The organism is Ignatzschineria indica (genome assembly GCF_003121925.1).
Classification (GTDB): Bacteria; Pseudomonadota; Gammaproteobacteria; order Cardiobacteriales; family Wohlfahrtiimonadaceae; genus Ignatzschineria; species Ignatzschineria indica.
Genome location: NZ_QEWR01000002.1, coordinates 1,114,899 through 1,127,709 on the forward strand (window position 1 = coordinate 1,114,899; position 12,811 = coordinate 1,127,709).

Annotated in this window: 10 protein-coding genes; 5 read left to right on the forward strand and 5 right to left on the reverse strand. The window is 42.1% G+C overall.

Features of this window, described 5'->3' with window-relative positions; genetic code table 11:
• Positions 1 to 67: 67 nt before the first annotated feature.
• Positions 68 to 2,044, reverse strand: a complete 1,977-nt coding sequence (locus DC082_RS04940) for a UvrD-helicase domain-containing protein (RefSeq protein ID WP_109235993.1) — start codon at positions 2,042 to 2,044, stop codon at positions 68 to 70.
• 72 nt (positions 2,045 to 2,116) lie between these two features.
• A complete protein-coding gene (locus DC082_RS04945) occupies positions 2,117 to 3,091 on the reverse strand; it encodes a KpsF/GutQ family sugar-phosphate isomerase (RefSeq protein ID WP_109235994.1) in 975 nt (324 codons plus the stop codon).
• A 711-nt stretch (positions 3,092 to 3,802) separates the two neighbouring features.
• Between DC082_RS04945 and DC082_RS04950 the strand changes: the two genes are divergently transcribed.
• Together DC082_RS04950 and recN are read left to right on the forward strand one after the other, a co-directional pair.
• Positions 3,803 to 4,054, forward strand: coding sequence for a glutaredoxin family protein (locus tag DC082_RS04950; protein WP_109235995.1), 252 nt, complete (start codon positions 3,803 to 3,805; stop codon positions 4,052 to 4,054).
• 89 nt (positions 4,055 to 4,143) lie between these two features.
• Complete coding sequence (recN, locus tag DC082_RS04955; RefSeq protein WP_109235996.1) at positions 4,144 to 5,814, forward strand: DNA repair protein RecN; 1,671 nt, start codon at positions 4,144 to 4,146, stop codon at positions 5,812 to 5,814.
• Between the two features lie 80 nt (positions 5,815 to 5,894).
• On the opposite strand, the gene DC082_RS04960 is transcribed toward recN, so the two are convergent.
• Positions 5,895 to 6,332, reverse strand: coding sequence for a DNA polymerase III subunit chi (locus DC082_RS04960; RefSeq protein WP_109235997.1), 438 nt, complete (start codon positions 6,330 to 6,332; stop codon positions 5,895 to 5,897).
• Between the two features lie 224 nt (positions 6,333 to 6,556).
• On the opposite strand from DC082_RS04960, the gene tgt reads away from it, so the two are divergent.
• The 3 genes from tgt (at position 6,557) to lptG (ending at position 9,908) form a co-directional block, all read left to right on the forward strand.
• Positions 6,557 to 7,678 carry a tRNA guanosine(34) transglycosylase Tgt gene (gene tgt, locus DC082_RS04965; RefSeq protein ID WP_109235998.1) on the forward strand — a complete coding sequence of 374 codons (1,122 nt, stop codon included), beginning with the start codon at positions 6,557 to 6,559 and terminating at the stop codon, positions 7,676 to 7,678.
• Between the two features lie 78 nt (positions 7,679 to 7,756).
• Entirely contained in the window at positions 7,757 to 8,812 is a 1,056-nt protein-coding gene (gene lptF, locus DC082_RS04970) for an LPS export ABC transporter permease LptF (RefSeq protein ID WP_109235999.1), read from the forward strand.
• Positions 8,813 to 8,873: 61 nt separating this feature from the next.
• The gene (gene lptG, locus DC082_RS04975; protein ID WP_109236000.1) at positions 8,874 to 9,908 is read left to right on the forward strand and encodes an LPS export ABC transporter permease LptG; all 1,035 of its coding nucleotides are present in this window, start codon (positions 8,874 to 8,876) and stop codon (positions 9,906 to 9,908) included.
• A gap of 92 nt (positions 9,909 to 10,000) precedes the next feature.
• On the opposite strand, the gene DC082_RS04980 is transcribed toward lptG, so the two are convergent.
• Both DC082_RS04980 and DC082_RS04985 read right to left on the reverse strand, forming a co-directional pair.
• On the reverse strand, positions 10,001 to 11,437 hold the full coding sequence (locus DC082_RS04980; RefSeq protein WP_109236001.1) for a phosphomannomutase/phosphoglucomutase: 1,437 nt from the start codon (positions 11,435 to 11,437) through the stop codon (positions 10,001 to 10,003).
• 16 nt (positions 11,438 to 11,453) lie between these two features.
• A complete protein-coding gene (locus tag DC082_RS04985; RefSeq protein WP_109236002.1) occupies positions 11,454 to 12,746 on the reverse strand; it encodes an adenylosuccinate synthase in 1,293 nt (430 codons plus the stop codon).
• Positions 12,747 to 12,811: the final 65 nt, after the last annotated feature.

The following is a 12,811-nucleotide window of genomic DNA, read 5'->3' on the forward strand; positions in this document are numbered from 1 at the left end:
CCATATTCCAACGTGTTTATACCACCGCTTATGCCATCTTTATTGATTTCATTATGCATAGAATCTCTCATCGCTCTAGCCCATCGAGCATGGCCTGTAATCCGGCAAGCGTATCTGCCGTATTTTGGCGCTGAGCCTCTTTTGATGGCATCTTGCCATCGGTATACCAGACAATATTCTCTTCCGGCAACTCCTCTAAAAAGCGGCTCATCTTACAAGACTCCCACTCACCATAACGCCGGCGCTGCCGACAGAAAGTGATCTCCAATTTTCTCCGGGCTCGGGTTACACCCACATAGAAGAGTCGACGCTCCTCTTCAACCATATCACTATCGATACTATTTCGATGCGGAAGCAGATCCTCCTCCAATCCCACCATAAAAACATAGGGGAACTCCAATCCTTTAGCGCTATGGAGCGTCATTAACGTCACAGCATCTGCCTCTTCCTCTTCTCGTTGATTTTCTAAAATAGAGATCAAAGTTAAGTGGGAGAGTATTTCACCCAAACTCCCCTCTTCGCCGGCAAACCACTCTCTTAATGCATTAACACTATTCAATTTTCGCTCAAATGATTTAGGAGAAGTTGCTTGATCTCGTAGATGTTCCTCATAACCGATATCGGTAATCAACTTATCAAAGAGTTTCTCAACATGATTTTCATAACGACTCAGTGAACGAATTTGGGCTGCAAACTGAGCACATTTGTGCCCTGCTCGTCCAATATAACTTGCTAAATGGGGGTGCTCTAATGTCTCAAAGAGAGAGAGATGGTTTTCTGCGGCAAACTCTGTAATTTTTTTGAGCGTTATCGCCCCAATCTCTCTTTTGGGGATATTGATTACCCGTAACAAAGAGGGATCATCCGCTGGATTACTAATGAGCTTGAGATAGGAGAGAAGATCTTTAACCTCAGGCTGTTGAAAAAAACTAGTTCCTCCAACCACTTTAACCGGTACACCGCGCATACGCAGTGCCATCTCAAAGATTCGTGCTTGATGATTGCCTCGGTAGAGAACAGCAAAATCACTGTAATTAGCACGATTTAACATCACATGATGCACGATTGTCGTTGCAATATATTCGCTCTCTGCCTCGGCACTCTTAAAGTCGCGAATTTCAATCTTCTCCCCATCCCCTAATGTGGACCAAAGTGCCTTCTCATAGATATGGGGATTGAGTGAAATCACATGGTTTGCAGCTTTAAGAATATGGCCTGTTGAGCGATAGTTCTGCTCAAGCTTAATAAGGGTTAGATTGGGAAAATCGACCCGCAATTGATGTAAATTTTCAGGTCGTGCGCCTCGCCATGCATAGATCGACTGATCATCATCCCCCACAACAGTTAAGTGGTGATGATCCCCGATCAGTAACTTCACCAGCTCATATTGACACATATTGGTATCTTGATATTCATCGACGAGCAGATAGCGAATCTCCTTTTGCCAGTGATAACGAACATCAGGAAATTTCTGCAGTAACTGTAGTGGCAGAAGAATGAGATCATCAAAATCGATGGCATTATAGGAGAGAAGCTGAGTCTGATAACGATCATAAAGCTCCACAAGAGAGCTCTCAAATGGATCTAAAGCGGCATTACGAAGCGCCTCTAAACTCTGTAGATCATTCTTCCATGAAGAGATACGATCTAATGCTAAACGAATCGTTTCCGCATCACTCTCCATCAAGGATTCCATCAATTGTGTACTATCTTTCTGATCATAGATAGAAAATCCTGGGCGCAGACCGATCAACTTCCCATGCTTTTTTAAGATAGAGAGCCCTAAGGTGTGGAAGGTAGAGACGCGCACTTTACGACCCCGTTCCTTCCCCATTGTTCCGATCAATCGATCCGACATCTCCCTTGCTGCTTTATTGGTAAAAGTCACAGCATAGATTGATCGCGGATCGTAATAGTGCTCATCAACCAGATATCTGATTTTTTCGGTAATAACACGCGTCTTTCCTGAGCCTGCACCGGCTAATACCAATAATGGTGTTTTAATATGCTTAACCGCACTTGCCTGTTCCGGATTGAGTTTCATTGTTACCCTTTATTACTCTATAAACTCTCTATAAACTCTTTAAAAAATCCTTAATAAACACTCATCAGAGCCCTAAATTACTCGCGCTTGGAGAAGGTGATGCATATTGATCACACCTACTACTTTCCCCGCTTCAACAACTGGGAGTGCCGTAATTCTCTTAGTCTCCATTAAATGCACGGCATCCACGGCTAAAGCATCGGGCGCAATAATATAGGGAGTACGCGTAATACAATCACCTAATGTGAGCTCATGAATATCTCGACCTGTCATCAAAGAGCGACGAAGATCCCCTTCTGTAAAGACACCTAAAAGCATCTGTTGATGATCAATAGCGACTGAAACGCCTAACGGTTTTTGGGTCATTGCTAAAAGAGTATCGGTTAATGTAGTGGATTCTGGAAGCGCCGCAAGCTCTTCAAAAGGCGCCATAATATCGGCAACACGCAGAAGCAATCTGCGACCTAATTTGCCACCAGGATGAGAGAAGGCAAAATCTTCTGAGGTAAATCCTCTCATCTCTAATAGCGTTACTGCCAATGCATCTCCCATCGCAAGCGCCGCAGTTGTACTCGCTGTCGGTGCTAAATTGAGAGGACATGCCTCTTTCTCAACCTTCACTAAAAGGTGATAATCGGCTGATTTTGCTAAGGTAGAGTCTTGATTCCCCGTTATTGCTACAAGTGGAATATCTCTTCGGGAGATAATGGGTAAAATCGAAATAATCTCATCGGTTTCACCAGAGTTAGAGAGCGCAAGAACTACATCTTCTTCAGTAATCATGCCAAGATCACCATGACTTGCTTCCGCGGGATGGAGAAAAAAGGCAGGAGTGCCGGTACTCGCCATCGTCGCCGCAATTTTATTGCCAATGTGTCCTGACTTGCCCATCCCCGTCACGACAACGCGACCGCGACAATCTTTCAGAAGATCACAAATTTGTAAAAAATTCTCATCAATCTCTGATTGCAATGCCAATACAGCATCTGCTTCAATTGTTAATACATTCTTTGCATGGGTAAGATATATCTCTCGTTGCGCATCCATATATGGCTCTCTCCTGAATAAGATTTTATTAATGGGATTAGTGAAAATAACCGAACCAATCGAACTAACCGAACCAGTTCCAATTAGTCAAATTAACCGAATTAACCCAATTAACGAATTACCAATTAACAAATTAAGGGGGCGTTAATATTCATCCTATGAGTGAATTTTTATTGAACGCCTCACTACTTCGCCAATGAGTATGTCATTTAAATTGATGCAATTATAGCGCAACAAAAAAAGCATAACTGAAAGATCCTTTTTATTCTACAGAGAATTGACTACACTCCGTTATTAGAAATACCACTATCTACTATTTTTACACCTACTCATTAACTATCAGTCATTTTTAACTTCAATAAGATCCATTACGACATCCTCTCATATAAAACTCACATAAAAGGGTTTCCTGAAGTGCTTCATGAGGTGCTTATAAAACAGATAAAAAATAGATAAGAAAACAGGTAGGGGAAATAGATAATTCATTATAAATATTGCAAACTTTTACAAATATTACATAAAAGCAATATTTTTATTGTCGTTTAAGAGATGATTGAGTAAACTAAGCGACACAATTATCAGATCATCATCAATTAATGATCCGCAATAGATAATGCCAATCGATCATGCCAATAGGTGATTATTGGACCATTTATTGGATCATTTATTGGATCATTTATTGGTATTCATAGTAAAAGAGCGTAATTAAGTATGACAAATCAGACTCAAAATATTGACACAGTCGTGCTCTACAGCACATTAGATTGTCAACTCTGCGAAGCTGTTGAAGAGCGTTTACAAGCTGAAGGTATTCAATATCACTATATCGATATTGTTCACGATGATGCATTAGTAGAGCGTTATGGTTGGTTTATTCCTGTCATTAAATGGCAAGAGGAGATCTACAAAAGTCCTCTCGATCTCGATACGATCATCGAGAGAATAAAAAAGAGCTCAAAATAGATTTCCGAAGTAAACCTCTAAAGCCTGTTTTCAAACTAAGAAATTCATCGACCCTCATAATAGACACCGTATAAGTTAAGGAATCTGCGATGCTAATTGATCTCTATGTAAAAAACTTCGCCATTATTGAAGAGTTGCAACTCGATTTCTCACCTAATTTAACTGTTATTAGTGGTGAGACCGGCGCGGGAAAATCTTTAACGGTCGATGCTCTCTCAATTGTATTAGGCGGAAAAGCAGATAGCTCAATGATCTATCAGGGCGAAGCGCAAGGTGAGGTCATTGCAACGTTCGATATCTCTAAGATTCCAAGAGCAAAAGCGTGGTTAACTGAAAACTCTATCGGCTTTGATGATGATCTCTGTATTCTTCGTCGTGTTATCTCTAATAATGGTCGAACCCGCGGATTTATCAATGGTCGCGCTATGCCACTTCATGCGCTAAAGAGTATCGGTGAGCGTTTAGTCGATATCCATGGTCAACATGCGCATCAATCTTTAACCCGCGCTAATGCTCAGCGTCATCTTGTCGATCAATATGCCGGTTGTCTAGAAGAGGTGAATGAACTTGCCATCTTCACTCGAGAGATGCAGGAGTTAGAGAGTAAACTCAATGAGCTTAAAAACCGGGATGAGAGCACACAAGATCGCATCAACTTTTTAAAGTTTCAATTAGCAGAGTTCAATAGCATAAAGCCACAAGAAGGTGAGTGGGAAACGATCAATGAACGCTTCGATCATCTTAATAACTTTGAGCTGAGAATTGCCGCTCTAGAAGAAGCAATCAACTACTTAAGTGATGATGAAAATGGTATCACCAGGAAGTTAGCACAACTAGAACAGTCACTACAAACCATCGAAAACTTCGATCCTTCTGTAAAAGATATTAAAGAGATGATCAACAATGCGCTTATTCTCTGTAGTGAATCGGAAAATGAGCTCAATGCCAAAATGGATCATGAGGGATTTGATCAAGAGGAGTTACGACAGGTCGAAAGCCGCATGCAAGAGCTCAATAGTTTAGCGCGTAAACATCGGATCGACCCTCTCAACCTTTTAATAAAACAACAAGAGCTCGAACAGGAACTTAGCGCCCAAGATGTCTCTGAAGAGGAGATTGAAGAGCTTGAGGAGAAGATTGCCCAGATGAAAATCCGTTGGCAGAAGATGGCGGACGAGATCACGCAGAAACGATTAGAGGCGATAGAAGAACTCAATCTTAAAATCACCGAATCGATGCAAGGCTTAGCGATGGAAGGGGGAAAATTTGCAATCCACCTTCAGCCTAATAATCCTTACCACCCTTATGGTAATGAGGCAGTTGAATTTAATGTCTCTGCTAACCCAGGGCAACCTCTACAACCTTTAGGAAAAGTTGCCTCAGGCGGTGAATTAGCGCGTATTAGCTTAGCAATCTCTGTGATTCTAAGCATGCGCTCATCTCTTCCTACTTTAATCTTCGATGAAGTTGATACCGGCGTTGGTGGTGCTGTTGCGGAGATGATTGGTCGCTATCTGCAAGAACTTAGCATCGGTCGTCAAGTCTTCTGTGTGACCCATCTTCCTCAAGTTGCCAGTTTTGGGCATCACCATTTTGTTGTGGCTAAAACAAAAGGAGAGAGTAGTACAACGACTGCTATTCGTGCGCTCACTCCTAAAGGCCGTATTGATGAGATCGCTAGAATGCTAGGGGGTGTCAAGCTGACAGAAGCCACCTTTGAACATGCAAAAGAGATGATCGAGAGTAATCGTCCTCAATGATGCAGAAAATTATCTCTTACTAACTGCTTATAAACTGCTTATCGACTGCCTATAAACGACATTGTAATTATTATAACTGATTATAACTTATGGGTTTCAATCTCAAACCCCAATTGACGATAGAGCCGATAACGATTTCGGCTCTCTTCTAATACTTGCGGATCTTGCGTAATCACCTCAAAGACACGCGGATAGAGCCCATTTTTAACATCATCCGGCACAAAGGGATGGATATTGATAATTAAAGATCGATGCGGTAATGGCCACATCTTATCGGAGAGATAGATAAAATCAGCCTCATTAATATCCTCCTCCGTCGTAATGACAGCATGTGGAAGAAATTCAATGTGGGGCAATTCCCACAACTTTCGATCTAAAAAGCGGATCAACTCCTGATTATCGCTATAGAGAAGTGCCGGCTCCTCAGCAAGATATGCCTTCTCTAAGATCTTCAATAGCAATTTTTGTCGAGAAGCTTCGTTACTTGTTGGTAGAACATAAAAGCTGACTTGTACCATAACATCCTTTTTCAGTGAATCTTGTGAGCCCACCTATCAGCTAGCCTCATCCCGTAAGATTATGAGATAACCTTTTAAGAGACTTAGCCTCTTAAATCAGCCTATTAATTTTGCCGACGATGAAAGGGGTTATATGCGATAATTCATTCCCCAATGAATATCTGCATTTCTTACTGTTTAACGGTAAAATAATAGCATTAAAATTATGGAAAAATAAGGTAGCAATGAAATTTGAACTTTTAAAGACCGATGGCGCTGCTCGCCGAGGCCGGATTACTTTTAAGCGAGGCACGATCGAAACACCTATCTTCATGCCGGTAGGGACAATTGCCACAGTAAAAGGGGTAACCCCCCAAAACCTAAAAGAGATGAATGCTCAGATTATTCTTGGCAACACTTTTCATCTCTGGCTAAGACCGGGACTTGATGTGATTCGGGCTCATGGCGATCTTCATGATTTTATGCAGTGGGATAAACCGATCCTTACTGACTCAGGTGGTTTTCAGGTCTTCTCTCTTGCAGAACTTCGTAAGATTGAGGAGAAAGGGGTTACCTTCCGCTCCCCCTTTAATGGTGAGAAACTCTTTCTCGATCCAGAGAAATCAATGGAGATTCAACGGGTTTTAGGTTCCGATATTGTGATGGCATTTGATGAATGCACACCCTATCCTGCAACTTATGATGAAGCTAAAAAATCGATGGAGCTCTCTATGCGTTGGGCTAAGCGCTCTAAAGATGCCTTTGTTGCCGGTGAAAATCCTAATGCACTCTTCGGAATCGTTCAAGGAAGTATGTTTGAAGATCTTCGGGAACAATCACTCGATGCTCTTCAAGAGATCGAATTCAATGGCTATGCGATCGGTGGTTTAGCAGTCGGTGAGCCAAAAGAGGAGCGAGATCGTATCTTAGAATTTCTCGATCCCAAAATGCCGAAAGATAAACCCCGCTACCTGATGGGAGTCGGTAAACCAGAAGATCTGATTGAAGGGGTAAAACGAGGGGTCGATATGTTTGACTGCGTGATTCCTACGCGCAATGCTCGAAATGGACATCTCTTTACCCGTTTTGGCGATATTCGCATCAAAAATGCTCGCTATGATCTCGATACTCGTCCACTCGATGAGACCTGTAGCTGCTACACCTGTCAAAACTTTAGTCGCTCATACCTTCGTCATCTTATTCGAACCAAAGAGCTGCTTGGCGCACATTTAGCAAGTATTCATAACCTGCACTACTTCCTCTGGCATATGCAACAGATTCGAGATCACATCGATGCCGGAACATTTGATCAATATTATGAACAATTCTACAGAGAGCGTAAACAGGTGGATGAAGAGGCGCGATAGCCTCTCTTCGCCTTTACTCACAGCGATCTACACTTTCAGCGACCGATTTAGGTCCTCAAATTATGGAACAGTAATGATATGAGTCTCATTAATCGCTATATTCGACGAGAGATCTTGTCGACCTTCGCAGCAGTACTCTTAGTACTGATCTCTATTCTGCTTGTGCAGCGATTGGCCTTCTATCTCAACCAAGTGATCAATGGAACTCTATCGCAATCAGCTGTGATCTCATTGCTAGGCCTACAAGTTGTTCGATTTATCACTGAACTGCTCCCTTTGAGCTTTCTACTCGCCTCTATCTTAGCTTTCGGTAGACTCTACAAAGATAGTGAGATGACCGCCTTTTACGCTTTAGGAATGCCGGTTAAACGACTCTATCGTATTTTGTTACAGATCGGAATTCCCTTAAGTTTTCTTATCTTAATCTTAAATTTCTGGATTGTGCCGGAGATTGCACAAATTCAAGAAGTGGTCTTAAAAAAGGCACGAGAAGAGGCCCAGCTGACAATCTTAAAACCAGGTGTTTTCCAGGAGTTTGCCCGCGGTAAACAGACTATCTACGTACAATCGATCAATGCGGAAGATGGAACGCTGAACAAGATCTTTATCAAAACAAATGAAGCGAATGGACATCACACTATCACCATTGCCGAAAAGGGAACCCAACAGATCAATGAGGATAATACCCGTTTTGTAATCTTAGAGGATGGTTCAAGAACAACCACAAATGCGGACTTTTCAGAAGTGCTCTTCTTCGATACGCTACGAATCCGCCTCGATACTGAAAGTAGTGATGCTTGGCCCAAAGCGATCGCTTGGAGTGCGTATGATGTCATCACTGGTACAACACCGGATGAGAAGCGAGAATTACAAAGGCGACTTTCCGGTCCGATCTCAATCTATCTCTTAATTTTGTTGATCCCGGCACTTTCACACTCTCGACCGCGAGAGGGTCGCTTTAATAAATTAATTGTGGGAGTCATCTTTTACGTCTTCTACTTTAACTTCTTAGGTATCGGACTCTCTTGGATTAAGAGTGGCAAAATTAACCCTGATTTAGGTATCTGGTGGATTCAACTGATAATGTTTATATTTGCCTATATTGTCTACCGGCGTTATAACAGATCGCTCTAGCAGCACTCTCTTGATAGCATAAATAGCACTATGGGCGATAAATCATTATCGCGAGGATAATATGATAAAAATAGATCGATATACCTTAAAGACCTCTCTCTTCTTTACTCTGCTCTGTCTTCTACTTCTTGTTATTATTGAGACCTTTTTTACCTTCTTAAATGAGCTACAAGATCTCGATGAGACCTATGTCGTCACTGATATGCTACTCTATCTACTCTATGATATGCCGGCACGGATCTATCGAATCTTTCCGATGGCACTTCTATTAGGAACGCTTCTTGGACTAGGCCAACTCGCGAGCCACAATGAGCTAACAGCCATTAGAACAGCGGGTTTTAGTAAAGCACGGACATTGAAAGGAGCGATCTATACCACCCTTATATTAAGTTTTGGTGTTGTCTTAATAGGCGAATATATTGTCCCTGAGACTCACGAAAAGGCTCTAGAAGTGAGCCATAAGAGCAGTATCGGTAAGGGGTTTTGGGCCATTGATGGCGGCTATATTATAGAAGTGCGATCAATGCGTGATCTCTCACTACGCAATATCACCATCTATAAACCGGAAGGAAATGTTCTCAAACAGATTATGAGAGCTGATCATATGATCCTTGAAAATGACCAATGGGTCATTCCTTCGCTCTCCGCAATCACCTTTAGTGAACGCCAAATCACAAAAGAGCAGCTAAAAGATTTCAAAATCGAGACCCATATCGATCAAGCAGCCTTAACTGCGCTAATTAGCGATCCTGAATATCAATCGAGCCAAAGTCTTTGGCGTTTTATTAACTATCTCGATGAGAATAATCTCGATAGTAGCGAATATCGCCTCGCTTTCTGGTCTAAAGTCTTTAATCCACTGACCAACATTTCAATGATCCTGATCGCTGCCCCCTTAGTCTTTGCGCAACAACGACGACAAGGAATTGGTGAGCGTATCTTAATCGGCGTTATTTTAGGGCTTATTATCTACTTAACAACACAGATGCTAGGGCACTTTATCCTTATCTCAGGCTTCTCACCCTTATTAGGAGCCCTCTTCCCGACAATTTTAGCGATTATCATCGCTTATGCCCTCTTCAAGCTACTACCATAAATTGTAGCTTATCAATTGATAAGCGCTCTATCATCAACCTCTTAAACTTAAGATCTATAAAAATGCCGGCAACTTAAAGCGCCGGCATTTAACTACTGTAAATAGGGAGTTAACAGCAACTCAATCTCTCTTTGCCGCTCTTTTACAATCGCTTCAGATCCCTTTCCCTCGATATTGATTCGCAAGTAAGGTTCTGTATTAGAAGCTCGCACATTGATCCGAGAATCATCTAAACGGAGGCTCAAGCCATCAAGATAATCTTCAGAAACTGCTCTATCTTTAAAGTAATCGGCAATTTTCGCAATAACAAGATCCGAATCGGTTACTAGATAGTTAAGTTCACCGCTACAGGGGTAACGTCGTCTAGCGGCTGCGACGAGCTCACCTAACGTCTGATCACTCTTTGCTAAAAGCTGAGAGATGAGAAGAAAGGGGATCATTCCCGAATCACAGTAATGAAATGCTTGAAAGTAGTGGTGAGCACTCATCTCTCCACCATAAAGTGCATTAAACTTCCGCATACTCTCCTTCATCGGTGAGTGTCCACCGGCAGAAATAACAACCTTTCCACCAGCATTCTTGATCGCCTCTTCACTATTGAGTGTCTGCCGGGTATCAATCACAATAGTAGAATTGGGATGATCCGTTAATAATACGGTTGCTAATAGCCCAACAATATAGGAGCTATCAACAAAATCTCCTCTTTCATCAAAGAAGAAGCAACGATCAAAATCACCATCCCACGCAACACCAAAATCAGCACCTGAAGTTAGTATTACCTCTTGGGTTGCCTGTCGTCTCTCCACTAAAAGTGGATTAGGCACACCATTTGGAAAAGTACCATCTGGCTCATGATGAATCTTTATTAGCTGATAAGGCAGATAGGGCTCAAGAAGATCGACAATCGCTCCGGCACAACCATTGCCACTATTACAGACGATCCTTAATGGCTTTGGTGAAATGGGTGAGATGGACGACGCTGATGAAGCTGCAGTGAATGAGTTTAAAGGTAAATCTTCACTCCTTTGTGACAATGCCATTGAAGAGGCTTGCAACAAGGCTTGAAGATAAGGTCTCTTATCGACAAAGTGCTTCAATATCCCTTTTTCTCTTACAGCGCGTTGACCAAAATCTTCCTGCAAAATACGTCTTTTTAACGCCTCAAGACCAGTGGAACCGCTGATAGGCTCTGCGCCTCTCGCTACCAATTTAAAACCGTTGTGACTCTTGGGGTTATGGCTTGCTGTAATCATAATACCGCCATCTGCTTCGAGATAGACTGTATTGAAGTAGACCTCTTCCGTTCCACAAATATCGAGAGAGATAACATCGGCACCGGCATCACAGATACCTGCGACTAATTGAGTGAAAAGTTGCGGGCTGCTTTCACGAATATCATGCCCCACAACAATCTCTTGAGCTCGATATTCCGCTACAAATGCAAGACCTAGCTTATAAGCTAGGTCTTCATTAATCTCTAAGGGGTATTCCCCCCGAATATCGTAAGCTTTAAAAGCTTTTAACGCCATTACGGATTACCTTCTACTAATCGAAAGGGTCTCTTAAAACTAATGTCTCATTACGATCAGGGCCTGTTGAAATAATATCTACAGGTACCTTCACAAGCTCTTCAAGACGCTTAATATAGTTCTGCGCAGCGATCGGAAGTGCATCAAAACTCATGACACCAACAGTACTCTCTGACCAACCCGGCATTGTTTCATAGATAGGCTCACAACGAGCAAAGTTTTCAGCACCATAAGGAGGATAGTCAACTACTTCACCATCTAACTTATAACCGGTACAGATCTTCACCTCTTCCATACCATCTAACACATCAAGTTTCGTTAAACAGATACCTGATAAGCTATTGATATCAATCGAGCGTTTTAAAACAGGAACATCAAACCATCCGCAACGACGCGCACGACCGGTCACTGAACCAAATTCATGACCACGTTTTGCTAAACCTTGCCCAATTTCACATGTTAATTCTGTTGGAAATGGCCCAGAGCCAACGCGCGTGACATATGCTTTTACAATACCTAAAACATAGTCTAACGCTAAAGGACCTACACCTGACCCTGTTGCCGCGCCACCTGCTGATGTATTACTTGAAGTCACAAAAGGATAAGTTCCATGATCGATATCTAAAAATGTTCCTTGCGCTCCTTCAAACATCACTTTAGCTCCACGATCTCTTAACTTTTTAAGCTCATAAGAGACATCGGTCACTAATGGAAGAAGACGTTTTGCAAGCTCCATTGTGTCATTAAATACTTTATCTACAGAGAGTGCTTCTTTACCAAGATAGTTAACTAACACAAAGTTATGGTACTCCATAACACTCTCAAGTTTTTGACGGAAAACTTCAGGGTAGAAGAGATCAGCAACACGTACCGCACGTCGAGCAACCTTATCTTCATAGGTAGGACCGATACCTCTTCCTGTTGTACCAATCTTATTTTTACCCAATTTTTCTTCACGCGCCTGATCGATCGCAACATGGTATGGCATCACTAAAGGGCAAGCTTCTGAGATCTTTAAGCGCTCATCGACATTAATGCCACGACTCAATAACTCATCCATCTCACTTAAAAGTGCTTCTGGAGAGAGCACCACACCATTACCGATATAACAGGTAACATGTTCACGCAAAATTCCAGATGGAATTAGACGTAAAACTGTCTTCTCGCCATCGATAACAAGAGTATGCCCGGCATTATGCCCCCCTTGAAATCGAACAACAGCTTCTGCTTTATCTGTTAAGAGGTCAACGATCTTTCCTTTACCTTCGTCGCCCCATTGCGTCCCGATAATAACAACATTATTACCCATTATAAGTTTTCCTCATGAAAATGAATCTAGCGCAGAGCGCTTTTAAATTGATACAAATAGACAGC

What these genes read in the sequence shown, in the direction of transcription:
- DC082_RS04960 (WP_109235997.1), bottom strand. Translation starts at nt 6,332, where the DNA reads ATGGTACAAGTCAGCTTTTATGTTCTACCAACAAGTAACGAAGCTTCT.
- DC082_RS04940 (WP_109235993.1), bottom strand. Translation starts at nt 2,044, where the DNA reads ATGAAACTCAATCCGGAACAGGCAAGTGCGGTTAAGCATATTAAAACA.
- DC082_RS04985 (WP_109236002.1), bottom strand. Translation starts at nt 12,746, where the DNA reads ATGGGTAATAATGTTGTTATTATCGGGACGCAATGGGGCGACGAAGGT.
- recN (WP_109235996.1), top strand. Translation starts at nt 4,144, where the DNA reads ATGCTAATTGATCTCTATGTAAAAAACTTCGCCATTATTGAAGAGTTG.
- DC082_RS04980 (WP_109236001.1), bottom strand. Translation starts at nt 11,437, where the DNA reads ATGGCGTTAAAAGCTTTTAAAGCTTACGATATTCGGGGGGAATACCCC.
- lptG (WP_109236000.1), top strand. Translation starts at nt 8,874, where the DNA reads ATGATAAAAATAGATCGATATACCTTAAAGACCTCTCTCTTCTTTACT.
- DC082_RS04945 (WP_109235994.1), bottom strand. Translation starts at nt 3,091, where the DNA reads ATGGATGCGCAACGAGAGATATATCTTACCCATGCAAAGAATGTATTA.
- DC082_RS04950 (WP_109235995.1), top strand. Translation starts at nt 3,803, where the DNA reads ATGACAAATCAGACTCAAAATATTGACACAGTCGTGCTCTACAGCACA.
- tgt (WP_109235998.1), top strand. Translation starts at nt 6,557, where the DNA reads ATGAAATTTGAACTTTTAAAGACCGATGGCGCTGCTCGCCGAGGCCGG.
- lptF (WP_109235999.1), top strand. Translation starts at nt 7,757, where the DNA reads ATGAGTCTCATTAATCGCTATATTCGACGAGAGATCTTGTCGACCTTC.